At 67.1% G+C, this 13,992-nt stretch carries 14 protein-coding genes; 6 read left to right on the top strand and 8 right to left on the bottom strand.

Translation table 11 applies throughout. The annotated features are described in order from the left end of the window. Positions 1–130: 130 nt before the first annotated feature. Both CQ393_RS14835 and CQ393_RS14830 read right to left on the bottom strand, forming a co-directional pair. Positions 131–691: a nucleoside deaminase gene (locus tag CQ393_RS14835; RefSeq protein WP_153192492.1), complete on the bottom strand. Its 561-nt coding sequence runs from the start codon at positions 689–691 to the stop codon at positions 131–133. Positions 692–865: 174 nt separating this feature from the next. After that, positions 866–2,617 (bottom strand): glutamine--tRNA ligase/YqeY domain fusion protein, encoded by a 1,752-nt coding sequence (locus CQ393_RS14830; protein ID WP_153192490.1) that lies wholly within the window; start codon positions 2,615–2,617, stop codon positions 866–868. Between the two features lie 98 nt (positions 2,618–2,715). Here CQ393_RS14830 and CQ393_RS14825 point away from each other — a divergent pair, with 98 nt between their 5' ends. Genes CQ393_RS14825 through CQ393_RS14810 form a run of 4 tightly spaced genes read left to right on the top strand, consistent with a single transcriptional unit; the run spans position 2,716 to position 4,861 of the window. Continuing rightward, a complete protein-coding gene (locus tag CQ393_RS14825; RefSeq protein WP_153192488.1) occupies positions 2,716–3,384 on the top strand; it encodes a glutathione S-transferase family protein in 669 nt (222 codons plus the stop codon). Between the two features lie 14 nt (positions 3,385–3,398). Further along, positions 3,399–3,665 (top strand): DUF2007 domain-containing protein, encoded by a 267-nt coding sequence (locus CQ393_RS14820; RefSeq protein WP_153192486.1) that lies wholly within the window; start codon positions 3,399–3,401, stop codon positions 3,663–3,665. A 31-nt stretch (positions 3,666–3,696) separates the two neighbouring features. Then, entirely contained in the window at positions 3,697–4,347 is a 651-nt protein-coding gene (gene msrA / locus CQ393_RS14815; protein ID WP_153192505.1) for a peptide-methionine (S)-S-oxide reductase MsrA, read from the top strand. A gap of 1 nt (position 4,348) precedes the next feature. After that, entirely contained in the window at positions 4,349–4,861 is a 513-nt protein-coding gene (locus CQ393_RS14810) for an NAD(P)H-dependent oxidoreductase (protein WP_343199989.1), read from the top strand. A 601-nt stretch (positions 4,862–5,462) separates the two neighbouring features. On the opposite strand, the gene CQ393_RS14805 is transcribed toward CQ393_RS14810, so the two are convergent. The 5 genes from CQ393_RS14805 to ahpC all read right to left on the bottom strand — a co-directional run bounded on the left by CQ393_RS14805 (position 5,463) and on the right by ahpC (position 10,672). Continuing rightward, on the bottom strand, positions 5,463–6,422 hold the full coding sequence (locus CQ393_RS14805; RefSeq protein ID WP_153192484.1) for a transaldolase: 960 nt from the start codon (positions 6,420–6,422) through the stop codon (positions 5,463–5,465). A 36-nt stretch (positions 6,423–6,458) separates the two neighbouring features. Beyond that, positions 6,459–6,884 (bottom strand): nucleoside diphosphate kinase regulator, encoded by a 426-nt coding sequence (gene rnk, locus CQ393_RS14800; protein WP_153192482.1) that lies wholly within the window; start codon positions 6,882–6,884, stop codon positions 6,459–6,461. A 266-nt stretch (positions 6,885–7,150) separates the two neighbouring features. Next, positions 7,151–8,056 (bottom strand): LysR substrate-binding domain-containing protein, encoded by a 906-nt coding sequence (locus CQ393_RS14795; RefSeq protein WP_153192480.1) that lies wholly within the window; start codon positions 8,054–8,056, stop codon positions 7,151–7,153. 232 nt (positions 8,057–8,288) lie between these two features. Further along, a complete protein-coding gene (gene ahpF, locus CQ393_RS14790; protein ID WP_343199988.1) occupies positions 8,289–9,881 on the bottom strand; it encodes an alkyl hydroperoxide reductase subunit F in 1,593 nt (530 codons plus the stop codon). 227 nt (positions 9,882–10,108) lie between these two features. Beyond that, entirely contained in the window at positions 10,109–10,672 is a 564-nt protein-coding gene (gene ahpC, locus CQ393_RS14785; protein ID WP_153192478.1) for an alkyl hydroperoxide reductase subunit C, read from the bottom strand. Positions 10,673–10,975: 303 nt separating this feature from the next. On the opposite strand from ahpC, the gene prmC reads away from it, so the two are divergent. Both prmC and CQ393_RS14775 read left to right on the top strand, forming a co-directional pair. Next, the gene (prmC, locus tag CQ393_RS14780) at positions 10,976–11,824 is read left to right on the top strand and encodes a peptide chain release factor N(5)-glutamine methyltransferase (RefSeq protein ID WP_343199987.1); all 849 of its coding nucleotides are present in this window, start codon (positions 10,976–10,978) and stop codon (positions 11,822–11,824) included. Between the two features lie 245 nt (positions 11,825–12,069). Further along, on the top strand, positions 12,070–12,291 hold the full coding sequence (locus tag CQ393_RS14775; RefSeq protein ID WP_153192476.1) for a SymE family type I addiction module toxin: 222 nt from the start codon (positions 12,070–12,072) through the stop codon (positions 12,289–12,291). 114 nt (positions 12,292–12,405) lie between these two features. Here the strand turns inward: CQ393_RS14775 and CQ393_RS14770 are convergent, their stop codons facing one another. Continuing rightward, positions 12,406–13,944: an AAA family ATPase gene (locus tag CQ393_RS14770; RefSeq protein ID WP_153192474.1), complete on the bottom strand. Its 1,539-nt coding sequence runs from the start codon at positions 13,942–13,944 to the stop codon at positions 12,406–12,408. Positions 13,945–13,992 lie beyond the last annotated feature (48 nt).

Genomic DNA, 13,992 nt, shown 5'->3' with positions numbered 1-13,992 from the left:
TCATCCACCCCTGCGGGGCACCTCGCTCCGCGCCCCGGCCCTTGCGCTGGCGCAAGGGCGTTCGAGGGACAGCGAACCGGGGGTTCGCAGGCTGCCCCTCTCACCCCGGAGGGGAGAGGGACTTGAACGCTCAATACCGCGCGCCGTTGCTCTGGCCGTAGTGGCGCAGCACGGCGCGGGCGGCGTCGCGGTGCAGGCCCTGCACGACCTCGATGCCGCGCCGGTTCAGTTCGCCGACCCAGTCGGCCGGCAGCGGGCCTTCGTCGAACGGGGTCAGCTCCTCGACGTCGGCGGCGCTGGCGCCGATCAGCAGGCGGTCGATGCCGGCCCAGATCGTGGCGCCATAGCATTGGCAGCACGGCTGCGAGGAGGTGGCCAGGGTCACCGGCGACAGCGCATCGTTCAGGCGCGGGGTCTGCAAGCGCTGCTGCGCCAGCATGTAGGCCATGTTCTCGGCATGGGCCAGCGAGGTGCAGTGCGGCACCACGCGGTTGACCGCGGCGGCGATGACGCGGTCGTCCGGGCCGAACACCACCGCGCCGAACGGGCCGCCGGTTTCCGCGTCCACGTTCAGCCGCGACAGCTCGACCGCCAGCGCGACTTTGGCCTCGTCGCCCGGATACGCGCGGCGGGTGTCGACGACTTCGTGGATCCAGGCCGGGAGAGTCAGGTGGACTTGCGCGTACAGCATGCGGGGCGGTGCCTCGTGAGCGTTGAACGGGGGAATGCGGCGGCCAGTGTAGCCCGGCGCACCCATGCCGACCGTGCAGGGCGCGGCCGTGCGGCCCGGCCCGCTGGGCGGGCGCAGGCACGTCCTGTCGCGGTGGAACGGGCGGCGGCAGGCGTCATGCCCGCCGCCCCGGGATCAGCCGGCCCAGGTGTCGCGCAGGGTCACGCTGCGGTTGAACACCGGCTTGTCCGCGCGGTGGTCGCGGCGGTCGGCGACGAAGTAGCCGGTGCGCTCGAACTGGAACGACTGCTCCGGCACCGCACTGGCCGCGGCCGGTTCGACGTAGCCGGTGACGACCCTGCGCGATTCCGGGTTCAGGTGATCGCGGTAGGTCTTGCCTTCGGATTCGTCGTCCGGGTTCGGCACCGAGAACAGGCGGTCGTACAGGCGGACTTCCGCCTCCACCGCGTGCTTCGCACTGACCCAGTGGATGGTGCCCTTGACCTTGCGGTTGGCGCCCTCCATGCCCGGGCGCGATTCCGGGTCCAGCCAGCCGCGCAGCTCGACGATCTCGCCCGCCTCGTTCTTCACCACCTCATCGACGCGGGCGATGCCGGCGCCGCGCAGGCGCACTTCGCCGCCCGGCACCAACCGCTTCCAGCCCTTGGGCGGGACTTCGGCGAAATCCTCGCGCTCGATCCACAGCTCGCGCGAGAACGGCACCTGGCGCTCGCCGAAGGACTCGTCCTTGGGGTGGTTGCTGAAGGTCAGCGTTTCCTCGTGGCCTTCGGGCAGGTTGGCCAGCACGAACTTCAGCGGCTCGATCACCGCCATGCGCCGCGGCGCGGCGCTGTCTAGGTCCTCGCGCAGCGCGCCTTCCAGCACGCTGAAGTCGATCAGCGAGTTCTGCTTGGAAATGCCCACGCGCTCGGCGAACAGGCGCATCGCAGACGGCGTGTAGCCGCGGCGGCGCAGGCCCTGCAGGGTCGGCATGCGCGGGTCGTCCCAGCCGTCCACCAGCTGCTCGGTGACCAGCGCCATCAGCTTGCGCTTGCTCATCACCGTGTAGTTGATGTTCAGGCGCGAGAACTCGATCTGGCGCGGCTTGGCCGCTTCGCGCGGCAGGCCCTTGTCCACCAGCGGCTGGGTCAGCGCGTCGTCATGGGCGAAGTCGACGTTGTCCACGCACCAGTCGTACAGCGGGCGGTGGTCCTCGAATTCCAGCGTGCACAGCGAATGGGTGATGCCTTCCAGCGAATCGCCCAGCGCGTGCGCGTAGTCGTACATCGGGTAGATCGGCCAGGCGTTGCCGGTGTTCTGGTGTTCGACGTGCTTGATGCGGTAGATCGCCGGATCGCGCAGGTTGATGTTGCCGCTGGCCATGTCGATTTTCGCGCGCAGGGTGCGGGCGCCGTCGGCGAACTCGCCGGCGCGCATGCGCGCGAACAGGTCCAGGTTCTCCTCGACGCTGCGCTCGCGGTACGGCGAGGGCCGGCCCGGCTCGGTCAGGCTGCCGCGGTAGGCGCGCACTTCCTCGGCCGACAGGTCGCAGACATAGGCCTTGCCCTCGCGGATCAGCTTCTGCGCGCCCAGGTAATAAGCTTCGAAGTAGTCCGAGGCGTGGCGCAGCTCGTTCCATTCGAAGCCCAGCCAGCGCACGTCGTCCTGGATCGCGGCCACGTATTCCGGGTCTTCCCTGGCCGGATTGGTATCGTCGAAGCGCAGGTTGCACACGCCGTCGAACTCGCCGGCGATGCCGAAGTTCAGGCAGATCGACTTGGCGTGGCCGATGTGCAGGTAGCCGTTGGGCTCGGGTGGGAAGCGGGTCTTGATCGCGGTGTGCTTGCCGCTGGCCAGGTCCTCGCGGACGATCTGGCGGATGAAGTCGCGCTTTTCGGCGGGAGCGTTCTCCGGCGTGGCATCAGCGGCAGGCGTGTTCTCGGACATTGGGGGCGCAGCGTATTGAAAGAACGCAAGTTTAGCCGAGCCGGGCGCCGGCTGCCGGACCGGCGCTATGCTGGGCGTCCCGCCCGCAGGTTGCGCCCATGAACCGCCCCGTCCTGGTGATCGGCAACAAGAACTACTCCTCCTGGTCCCTGCGGCCCTGGCTGCTGCTGCGCCATTTCGGGGTGGAGTTCGACGAGGTGCGGCTGCCGCTGGACGCGTCGGACTTCGCCGCCCAGGCCCTGCGCCATTCGCCCACAGGCAAGGTGCCGGCCCTGCGCGACGGCGAGCTGGCGGTCTGGGACTCGCTGGCGATCTGCGAATACGCCAACGAGCGCTGGCTGGGCGGCAACGGCTGGCCGGCCGACCTGCACCGGCGCGCGCTGGCCCGCGCCGCCGCGGCGGAGATGCATTCGGGCTTCACCGCCCTGCGCACCCAGCTGCCGATGAACAGCCGCCGCCGGCCCGACGGCTACGGCTGGGACGCCGCCGCGCAGCGCGACATCGACCGCGTGCAGGCGCTGTGGCGCGAACTGCGCCGCGACCACGGCGCCGGCGGCGATTTCCTGTTCGGCGGGTTCGGCATCGTCGATGCGATGTTCGCGCCGGTCGCGATCCGCTTCGACGGCTATGGCGTGACGGTGGACGACACTGCTGCGGCCTACATGCAGGCGCTGTTCGCCCTGCCGGCGCTGCGGCAGTGGCGCCAGGCGGCGGAGCAGGAGAGCGAGCGCGTGGCCGCCACCGACGCCCTGTGCCGCCCGGCCTGACTGCGGAGAACCCCATGCAACTGGTCTACCAGACAAGCAACCTGTTCGACGCGCACTTGGTCAAGCACGCGCTGGAGGACGCCGGCATCCCGGCCTTCGTGTTCGGCGAATCGCTGCTGGGCGCCGGCGGCGAGCTGCCGCTGTTCGGCCTGCTGCGGGTCTGCGTGCCGGACGCGGCCAAACCGGAGGCCGACGACATCGTCGCCGCGCTGGCCTTGGACGACGACGCGGCCGGCCCCATCTGTGACGATGACGAAGCGCCGGGACTCCTGCCGGCCTGAGGAGCGGATCATGCTGGGTATCGGACAAGGGCTGTTGGGCATCGGCGCGTTCAAGCAGCGCCTGCCGCGGCCGGAAGACGCGTTGCCGGGGCGCGAGGCGCCGCTGCCGCTGCACAACGTGCATTACGTCAACGGCCAGCCGCTGCGCGGCGATTTCGCCGGCCTGCAGGTGCTGGACGTGGGGCTGGGCTGCTTCTGGGGCGCCGAACGCAAGTTCTGGCAGTTGCCGGGCGTAGTCACCACGGCGGTCGGCTACCAGGGCGGCGTCACCCCCAACCCGACCTACGACGAAGTCTGTTCCGGGCTCACCGGCCACACCGAGGTGGTGCGCGTGGTGTTCGACCCGGCGCAGGTCGCGCTGGACACGGTGCTGCGCACCTTCTGGGAAAGCCACGATCCCACCCAGGGCATGCGCCAGGGCAACGATACCGGCACCCAGTACCGCTCGGCGCTGTACTGCCATACGCAGGCGCAGTTCGATGTCGCCATCGCCAGCCGCGACGCTTACCAGCAGCAGTTGAATGCCGCCGGCTACGGCGACATCACCACCGAGATCCTGTTCCCGGCGCCGCCGTTCTACTACGCCGAGGACTACCACCAGCAGTACCTGGCCAAGAACCCGAACGGCTACTGCGGCATCGGCGGCACCGGCGTGAGCTGCCCGATCGGGCTGGACGCCTGAGGTGACCGTCGCCGCGCCGCGGCGGTTGCTGGTGGTGTGGCACGGCTTCACCGGCGCCACCCGGGCGATGGCCGAAGCGGTCGCCTCCGCAGCGCGCGAGAACGCCGGCGACGCGCTGGACGTGCGCCTGCTGCGCGCGGCCGAGGCCGGCGCCGAGGACGTGCTGGCCGCCGATGCGGTGGTGTTCGCCACGCCGGAGACGCTGGCCTCGATCAGCGGCGCGATGAAGGATTTCTTCGACCGCAGCTACTACCCGCTGCTGGGCCGCTGCGACGGCAAGCCGTATGCGCTGGTGGTCTGCGCCGGCTCGGACGGGCAGCCGACCATCGCCCAGCTGCGGCGCATCGCCACCGGCCTGCGCCTGCGCGAAGTGGCCGAACCAGTGCTGGTCTGCACCCATGCGCAGACGCCGGAAGCGATTGCGGCACCGAAAGTGCTGCCGGAAACGGAACTGGCGCGCGGCCGCGACCTGGGCGCGCTGCTGGCGGCGGGGCTGGAACTCGGGATCTTCTGAAGCCGGTGCCGTAGATGCGGGGCTTGCCCCGCATGCGCCGTCCCGGTCAGACATCCGCCGGCCATCGCCGGAACGCCTGTAGGAGCGTACCTTGGTGCGCGATGGGGCTTTGCCGGTGAAGCCTGCCGCGCACCAAGGTGCGCTCCTGCGAGGGCGGCGTTTCAGCTCGTTGGCGACGCGCTGCCGGCTGGGCTGGAGCTCAGGATTCTGACCCCCCAGCGTCGTAGATGCGCGGGCTTGCCCCGCATGCGCCTTCGCGGCCAGACATCCACTGGGCATCACCCAGGCGTGCAATCAAAATCTGTAGAGCGCACCTTGGTGCGCGATGGGGCTTTGCCGGTGAAGCCTGCCGCGCACCAAGGTGCGCTCCTGCGAAGGTCAGCCTGCCAGCTCGTCGGCGACGCGCTGTCGGCTGGGCTGGAGCTCAGGATTCTGAAGCCCCCAGCGCCGTAGATGCGGGGCTTGCCCGCATGCGCCTTCGCGGCCAGACATCCTGGGCATCCCCCAGGCGTGCAATCCAAATCTGTAGGAGCGCGCCCTGGTGCGCGATGGGGCTTTGCCGGTGAAGCCTGTCGCGCACCAAGGTGCGCTCCTACGAAGATCAGGCAGCCAGTTCGTCGGCGATGCGCTGGCGCAGCGCCTGCAGGTCCTTGGCGAAGGCATCGATGCCGGTAGCCAGCTTCTCGGTCGCCATCGGGTCGGCGGCCATGTCGGCGTCGAACTTCGCTTCATTGATCGCCGCGACATCCACCGCCTCGGCCGGCTGCGGGGAGAGCTTGCGCGGCAGTTCGCCCATGTCGGCGTCGAGCTTTTCCAGCAGGTCCGGCGAAATGGTCAGGCGGTCGCAGCCGGCCAGCGCCTCGATCTGCGCGGTGGAGCGGAACGACGCGCCCATCACCACCGTCGGCGAACCGCGGCGCTTGAACTCGGCGTACACGCCGCGCACGAACTTCACGCCCGGGTCCTCGTCGATATTGGCCGGCGCCTGGCCGTTGGCCACGTACCAGTCCAGGATGCGGCCGACGAACGGCGAAATCAGGAACGCGCCGGCTTCCGAGCAGGCCAGCGCCTGGGTCGGGTTGAAAATCAGGGTCAGGTTGCAGTCGATGCCCTCGGCCTGCAGCACGCGCGTGGCCTCCACGCCGGCCCAGGTGGCGGCGATCTTGATCAGCACCTTGTCGCGCGGCACGCCGGCCGCTTCGTACATGGCGATGAACTGGCGCGCCTTGGCGATGGTCGCTTCCGTGTCATGGGCCTGGTCGGCATCGACCTCGGTGGAAACGCGGCCCGGCACCAGTTCGGCGAGCATCGTGCCCACGCCGATGGTCAGGCGGTCGACCACGGCCTTGGCGACCTCGGTGCGGTCGCCGGCCTGCGCGCGGCCCCACTCCAGCTCACGCTCGATCAGCCCGGCGTAGACCGGCAGGTCGAGGGCCTTCTTCACCAGCGTCGGGTTGGTGGTGCAGTCGACGGGGCGCAGGCGCTTGATGGCGTCGTAATCGCCGGTGTCGGCGACGACGACGGACAGGTCACGCAGCTGGGCGAGCTTGGATCGGGTCATTGCGGAATTCCTGGTACGGGGGCCGGCGCGCGGCGCTCAGCGGTGGAAATCGCCCGCGGCTTCGGGCTGGTAGTGGACGGCGGTCACGCGCAGGCGCAGCTGGCGGCCACCGGGTGCGGTCCAGTCGATGGTCTGGCCGACGGACAGGCCCAGCAGGGCGCTGCCGACCGGTGCGAGCACCGAGACGCGGCCCTTGTCGAAATCCGCCTCGTGCGGATAGACCAGGGTCAGGGAATGTTCTTCGTTGTGCAGCTCGTCCACGCAGTCCACGCGCGAGTGCATGGTGACGATGCCTGCGGGGATTTCCTCCGGCGGCAGCACCTGCGCGCGTTCGAGCTCCTGGGACAGGGCGACGGCGGCCGGGTGCCGGCTCAGGGCCGGGGAATCGAGCATGGCCTCGAGGCGGGCCATGTCGCGGCTGGAGACGATGATCGATGGGGGCAGGCCGCTGTTGGTCGGCATGGAAAAAACTCCTGCAATTGTTGAGAGACAAGCAAAAGGCGGCGCCAAGCCGGCACCGCCCGGGCCTATTGTGCTGGGAATGTCGAACGGATGCGACCCACCCCGATCATGGGGGCGGGGCGGCGGGGATGCAATGCGCCGGCGGCCCCGGTTCAGGCGTCTGTACGTGCCCCCGGCGCAGCGGTAGGAGCGACTTCAGTCGCGATGGGGCTTTACCGGGAAAGCCCCTTCGCGACTGAAGTCGCTCCTACGGGGGGCACGGTGTATTACAGGGCCAGCAGGCCCGGCGGCAGGTGCTGGAAGATGCCCGCCAGCTGCTGCAGGAAGTCGCCCATGGCCGAGCTGCGGCGCCAGACCATGGCGATGCGCCGGCTGGGCGCGTCCTCGCCGGTGAAGCCGAGCAGGCGGATGTTCTCCGAGCGCGCGACCGGCGGCTTCACCGCCAGCATCGGCAGCAGGGTGACGCCGACGTTGGCCGCCACCATCTGCCGCAGCGTCTCCAGGCTGGTGGCCTGGAACTCGGACTTCTCCAGCGCGCCGGCCAGGTGGCAGACATCCAGCGCCTGGTCGCGCAGGCAGTGGCCGTCCTGCAACAGCAGCAGGCGCTGGTCGGCCAGGTCGCCCATGCCCAGCGTCGCATGCGCGGCCAGCGGGTGGCTTTCCGGCGCGGCCAGCACGAAGGGTTCCTCGAACAGGAATTCGGCGTGCAGCTGCTCGTCATGCAGCGGCAGCGCCAACAGCGCGGCGTCGAGCTGGCCGTTGCGCAGCTGGGTCAGCAGCACGTCGCTCTTTTCCTCCACCAGCAGCAGTTCCAGCTGTGGAAAGCGCTCGCGGATCGCCGGTACCACGTGCGGCAGCAGGTACGGCCCCAGCGTGGGGAAGATGCCCAGCCGCACCGTGCCGGCCTCGGGGTCGCGGCTGCGGCGCGCGGCCTCCTTCATCTGCTCGACCTCGGCGACGATGCCGCGCGCACGCGCCGCCGCCTCGCGCCCGGCGGGGGTCAGCATCACCTTGCGCGGCGCGCGCTCCACCAGCGGCACGCCCAGCTCTTCCTCCAGCTTCTTGATCTGGGTGGAGAGCGTGGGCTGGCTGACGAAGCACGCGGCCGCGGCCCGGCCGAAGTGCTTGTGCTCGGCCAGCGCCACCAGATATTTGAGGTCACGCAGGTTCATTTCGGCCTCGGAACGTTGTTCCTTCTCCCGTTGGGAGAAGGTGCCCCGTAGGGGCGGATGAGGGTACGGGCGAAGCGTCGTGCAGCCTGATATTGCAGGGCTTCGCCCTTGCCCTCACCCCAACCCCCGCTTCGCGCCCCGGCCCTTGCGCTGGCGCAAGGGCGTTCGAGGGGCAGCGAACCAAGGGTTCGCAAGCTGCCCCTCTCACCCCCGAGGGAGAGGGGCTCAAGCGTCAGGCGGTTTCGGCCACCACCGCCACCGGCTGCGGCGCCGACGTGCGGATCAGATGATCGAACGCGCTCAGCGCGGCGGTGGAGCCGGCGCCCATGGCGATGATGATCTGCTTGTACGGCACCGTGGTGCAGTCGCCGGCGGCGAACACGCCCGGCACGCTGGTCTGGCCGCGTTCGTCGATGACGATCTCGCCGCGCCCGCTCAGGTCCACCGTGCCGCGCAGCCACTCGGTGTTCGGCAGCAGGCCGATCTGCACGAAGATGCCTTCCAGTTCCACGCGGTGCGAATCGCCGCCGACGCGGTCGGTGTAGACCAGGCCGGTCACCTTCTGGCCGTCGCCCAGCACCTCGGTGGTCTGCGCGTTGAGCACCACCTTCACGTTGGGCAGGCTGTTGAGCTTGGCCTGCAGCACCTGGTCGGCGCGCAGCTTGCTGTCGAACTCGAACACGGTGACGTGGCTGACGATGCCGGCCAGGTCGATGGCCGCCTCGATGCCGGAGTTGCCGCCACCGATCACCGCCACGCGCTTGCCCTTGAACAGCGGGCCATCGCAGTGCGGGCAATAGGCCACGCCCTTGTTGCGGTATTCGTTCTCGCCCGGCACGTTCATCTGCCGCCAGCGCGCGCCGGTGGAAAGAATCACCGACTTCGACTTCAGCGAAGCACCGTTCTCCAGCTGCACTTCCACCAGGCCATCAGCACCGGCCGGCACCAGCCTGGTGGCGCGCTGCAGGTTCATGATGTCCACCTCGTACTCGCGCACGTGCTGTTCCAGCGCCGCGGCCAGCTTCGGGCCTTCGGTGTGCTGCACCGAGATGAAGTTCTCGATCGCCAGCGTATCCAGCACCTGGCCGCCGAAACGCTCGGCCGCCACGCCGGTGTGGATGCCCTTGCGCGCGGCGTAGATCGCCGCCGCCGCGCCGGCCGGGCCACCGCCCACCACCAGCACGTCGAACGCATCCTTGGCGTTGATCTTCAGCGCATCGCGCGCCGCCGCGCCGGTGTCCAGCCTGGCGACGATCTGCTCCAGCGTCATGCGCCCGGAATCGAACATCTCCCCGCCCTGGAACACCATCGGCACCGCCATCACCTGGCGCTGTTCCACTTCCTGCTGGAACGCGCCGCCCTCGATCACCGTGGTGTTGATCTTCGGGTTGAGGATGGCCATCAGCGCCAGCGCCTGCACCACGTCCGGGCAGTTGTGGCAGGTCAGCGACATGTACACCTCGAAGGCGAACTCGCCGTCCACCGCCTTGATGCTGTCGATCACTTCCTGCGCCACCTTCGGCGGGTGGCCGCCGGTCCACAGCAGCGCCAGCACCAGCGATTCGAACTCGTGGCCCAGCGGCAGGCCGGCGAAGCGCACGCCGTGGCTTTCGCCTTCGCGGGCGATCACGAACGAGGGCCTGCGCGCATCGGTGCCCGAGGCGTCCAGGCTGATCTTGCCGTTGCCGGCGGCGACGATGTCGTCCAGCAGGCCGCGCATCTCGGTGCTGGCGGCGCTGCCATCGAGCGAGGCCACCAGGCGCAGCGGCTGGCGCAGCAGGCCCATGTACTGCTGCAACTGGGTCTTGAGGGTGTCGTCGAGCACGGCGCAACTCCTTGTTCGAGGCAAAACGGGGGGAGGGCGCGGTTGCGGCAGGCAACGCGCCGGGGAAAGTAGGGGTGAACCGGAACCGCGTCTGGCGGGCGACGAGCGGGCTGGCTCGACGCGGCTTCGGTTCACCCCCACGCCCGCCAGAGCGGGGTGGGAGTGTTTCCGGATGAAGGGAGTGAGGTGTTACTCGTTCCTCACTCCTCTCCACTCGTTTCTCGCTTTTAGATCTTGCCGACCAGGTCCAGCGACGGGGTCAGGGTCTTTTCGCCTTCCTTCCACTTGGCCGGGCACACTTCGTTCGGGTGCGCGGCGGTGAACTGGGCGGCCTTCAGCTTGCGCAGGGTCTCGGACACGTCACGGGCGATCTCGTTGGAGTGGATCTCCATGGTCTTGATCACGCCTTCCGGGTTGATCACGAAGGTGCCGCGCAGGGCCAGGCCTTCTTCCGGAATGTGCACGCCGAAGGCGTTGGTCAGCTGGTGGGTCGGGTCGCCGATCAGCGGGAACTTGGCCTTGCCCACGGCCGGCGAGGTCTCGTGCCACACCTTGTGCGAGAAGTGCGTGTCGGTGGTGACGATGTAGACCTCGGTGCCCGCCTTCTGGAACTCGGCGTAATGCTCGGCCGCGTCCTCGATCTCGGTCGGGCAATTGAAGGTGAAGGCCGCCGGCATGAAGATCAGCACCGACCACTTGCCCTTCAGGCTTTCCTCGGTGACTTCGATGAACTTGCCGTTGTGGAAGGCGTTGACCTTGAACGGCTGGACCTGGGTGTTGATAAGGGACATGGAACTTCCTCTTGGTTGAAGGGACGGGTGGTGAACCGTGGAACACAGGCTAATAGGCAGTGCCTAATAAAACAAATGAATTGAATGCATCGCATCAATAGATATTGACTATTGATTCAGCCCGCCGGGCGGGCTCTGACCCCGATATCGGGTACTTTTCCGGCTTTCCAAGCCGCCTTGCCCGCCAAACTGAACGGGCAGGCATAGGCAGGCTCGATCCCGGCCGGCGCCGCCGCGGTAGGCAGCGACAGGCCGGGTGACTATCCTCCCGGTCCCGGAAACGTCCCGCGAAGAGGTAGTGAAGTGTCCAGCCCGAAGGTTGCCGAGCTGTTGCGGGAAGGCGCCGCCACGCTGCCCGGCGAGGACGCCCGCCATGAGGCCGAACAGCTGCTGCTGTACGTGCTGGGCGTGGACCGCGCCTGGCTGTTCGCCCACGCCACCGACCCGGTGGACGACGACGCCCGCCAGCGCTTCGAGCTGCTGCTGCAACGCCGCGCCCAGGGCCACCCGCTGGCCTACCTCACCGGCCGCCGCGGCTTCTGGACCCTGGACCTGCAGGTCAACACCGCCACCCTGATTCCGCGCCCGGAAACCGAACTACTGGTGGAACAGGCGCTGGCGCGGCTGCCGCCCGACCACATGGCGCGCGTCGCCGACCTGGGCACCGGCAGCGGCGCCATCGCCCTGTCCATCGCCAGCGAACGCCCGCTGGCCACGGTGATGGCCACCGACCTGCTCGGCCCCACCCTGGCGGTGGCGGTGAAGAACGCCCAGGCCCACGGCCTGGACAACGTCTGGTTCCGCCGCGGCCACTGGTACGCCGCGCTGGGCGCGGACCGCTTCGACATGTTGGTCAGCAACCCGCCCTACATCGCCGCCAGCGACCCGCACCTGCAGCAGGGCGACCTGCGCTTCGAACCGCCCCCGGCCCTGGCCTCCGGCGCCGACGGCCTGGACGCCATCCGCGAAATCATCGCCGGCGCCCCCGACCACCTCGTCCCCGGCGGCTGGCTGCTGCTCGAACACGGCTGGGACCAGGGCCCGGCCATCCGCGCGCTGCTGGAGCAGGGAGGCTTCGGCGAAGTGGAAACCGTGCAGGACTTGGAGCAGCGGGATCGGGTAACTCTGGGGCGGCTGCGGGGGATTGTTTGACGTTGACCCTGCCGCGAGGTGGTGATTACATCCTACGCAGGTGCTGAACACACCTTCGTAGGCGGAAGCCACTCCCGACAGACCAGTGGCTTTTTTGTGCCCCGCGCTTTCTATGGCCGGGTGGCGCGCAGTCATGCAAGACCCGAAAGGGAAAAGCTGCGGGCGGCCCTACGACCGTGTTCAAGCACCCGGCCGCCTCTCTGAACAGGAGGCGAAATAGACAGAACGAATCGTAGGAGATCGTCATGACCGAACAGATCGAACCCCGGTTTACGTCGCGCATCCTGAAAGTCGGCTGCCAGTACTACGAGAGCCGAGCCAAGGAAAAGGATCGCCGCTTCAAGACCCGACAGGTGCCCTACCTGCGACTGTGCGGCGACTGGCTGGAGGCCGCCGGCCTCAAAGTCGGCCAGAACGCACGGGTGATAGTCACCCGGCGCGGTATCGTGATTGCTGCTGAGGAATAGCTTGCTTCATGCGGTGGGCGGGCAATGCCGCCCACCGCATCTGTTGCATATAAGCCGAAGGCCTAACGCCTGAGTTAAGTCGCGCCGAGAGGCGGCGTCGGCTTGGAAGAATTGTTAGCTGATGACCGCATTCCGCTGAGCGTTGATGAAGGCACGCATGGCTGCAATGGAGTCATAGAGATCGGTGGGGGAGAAACGTTGGTTGTGTGGATTCTCGGGGTGATGAATTTGGTGACGAATGAAATCGGTGCTACTGATTTGCTCGGTGCGTGTTGAACCACTTCTCAGGAGGCGAACGTAGTTGACGACAGGTCTAGTAGCTCGGAATGCGTCGAGATCACCGGATGATTCTATGTGCGCATAAAGCTCGTCGTGGTACTCCGATGTCGGTTCACCGAATGCCGAGAAGCTGACCTCATTGAGACTCGGGTAGGGCAATTCATTGGGCAGAACGCGAGATACGCGCTCTTGCGGCTTACTTGACACAAGCCTGAGACAGTCAAAATTCAGGTGTTTGACGATTTCTGGGCTGTGCGTTGTTAGGAGAACCTGGGTGGCTTGTGCAGTCGAGAGCGCCTTGAGGGCGGCCGTTAGGCCGCGCTGGTGTTCGGGATGCTGCGAGGTTTCTGGCTCTTCTATCGCGTAAACCACGTGCCGATTTTCTGTTTCAGCCAGTCGTCGCTCGGCTTCAGCGCGGAAGAAGCTGATCAGTACAAGTCGCTTGACCCCGCTGCCTCGCTTATTGATGGGTATTCCCTGGTCCCCAGATATTCCAACGCTTTTGAAGACGTCCGGCCACTTGAGCGCGTCCGAATCCGGTATTTGCGGTTCCAGTGAAGCAGCTAGTTGAGGGTTCAATTCATGAAGCTTCTCGAGAGTTCGGCCTGCAACCTCCTCCAAACGCGCACGAACCTTATCTGCCACTTCCCGAAGGCTTGCGCGAATTGCTGGATCGCCGAGTATTTCTCGGACTGCTACGCGCATTGGGTCCTGTACTTCATCGTCCGACTCGGCATTCTTCCGGTCGGACTGGAACAACGTAAATAGCGGCATCTTCGCTTTGAGCTGATCCCAGATAGCCTTTGTGTCCTCTTTGGCGATTTCAATCTCGCATTCGCTAAGTGCAAGGTCGGAGTGACCAGCCCAGATGGCCTTTCGAAGCTCTGCGCTCCGCGTCTTGTCGGAGCAAGAGAAGCCCTTCTCGTCCACAGCCTTGCGCAGGTCGGTGATCTTCCTTTGGTGAAGATCGCAGCAGCCGTCAGCAGTGGGATGACTTGCGCGGATAAAGACGCGCTCCTTTCCTGATGGAGAGAATCGCTTGATGACGTGCAAAGTGCCCTGTGCGGTAGTCAAGTACTCGCTCGCCAAGGTAGTCCGGTTGGTGGAATCGATCACAATCTCGGCCGGGAGTTCGGTGAACTCAACGCTGACCTCAATCTGGTCCTCCCCGCGAGCGAGGCAAGACTTGTTGATGTCTTCCTTATCGAGTTTGATGCAGCCCTTACCTTCGTTGAAGAAGACATCCAGGGCCTCGAGAATGGTCGACTTTCCGATGTCGTTTCGACCTACCAATACGGACAGGTCGTCGAGCCCAACAACAACCGGCTCGGAGTAGCCCCGAAAGCGATTCACCGTCACAGCTTTGATCTTCATCAGCTAAGAACTCCCCATCATCAGCTAACGCCTGAATTAAGCTGCGCC

Origin of the sequence: Stenotrophomonas sp. MYb238 (assembly GCF_009496535.1) — a bacterium.
Classification (GTDB): domain Bacteria; phylum Pseudomonadota; class Gammaproteobacteria; order Xanthomonadales; family Xanthomonadaceae; genus Stenotrophomonas.
Note: the sequence above shows the minus strand (reverse complement) of the source record. Positions and strands in the feature narration are given on the sequence as shown.

Excerpts from the sequence above, each read along its gene's own strand:
- CQ393_RS14835 (WP_153192492.1), bottom strand. The coding sequence starts at position 691 with ATGCTGTACGCGCAAGTCCACCTGACTCTCCCGGCCTGGATCCACGAA.
- CQ393_RS14830 (WP_153192490.1), bottom strand. The coding sequence starts at position 2,617 with ATGTCCGAGAACACGCCTGCCGCTGATGCCACGCCGGAGAACGCTCCC.
- CQ393_RS14825 (WP_153192488.1), top strand. The coding sequence starts at position 2,716 with ATGAACCGCCCCGTCCTGGTGATCGGCAACAAGAACTACTCCTCCTGG.
- CQ393_RS14820 (WP_153192486.1), top strand. The coding sequence starts at position 3,399 with ATGCAACTGGTCTACCAGACAAGCAACCTGTTCGACGCGCACTTGGTC.
- CQ393_RS14805 (WP_153192484.1), bottom strand. The coding sequence starts at position 6,422 with ATGACCCGATCCAAGCTCGCCCAGCTGCGTGACCTGTCCGTCGTCGTC.
- rnk (WP_153192482.1), bottom strand. The coding sequence starts at position 6,884 with ATGCCGACCAACAGCGGCCTGCCCCCATCGATCATCGTCTCCAGCCGC.
- CQ393_RS14795 (WP_153192480.1), bottom strand. The coding sequence starts at position 8,056 with ATGAACCTGCGTGACCTCAAATATCTGGTGGCGCTGGCCGAGCACAAG.
- ahpC (WP_153192478.1), bottom strand. The coding sequence starts at position 10,672 with ATGTCCCTTATCAACACCCAGGTCCAGCCGTTCAAGGTCAACGCCTTC.
- CQ393_RS14775 (WP_153192476.1), top strand. The coding sequence starts at position 12,070 with ATGACCGAACAGATCGAACCCCGGTTTACGTCGCGCATCCTGAAAGTC.
- CQ393_RS14770 (WP_153192474.1), bottom strand. The coding sequence starts at position 13,944 with ATGAAGATCAAAGCTGTGACGGTGAATCGCTTTCGGGGCTACTCCGAG.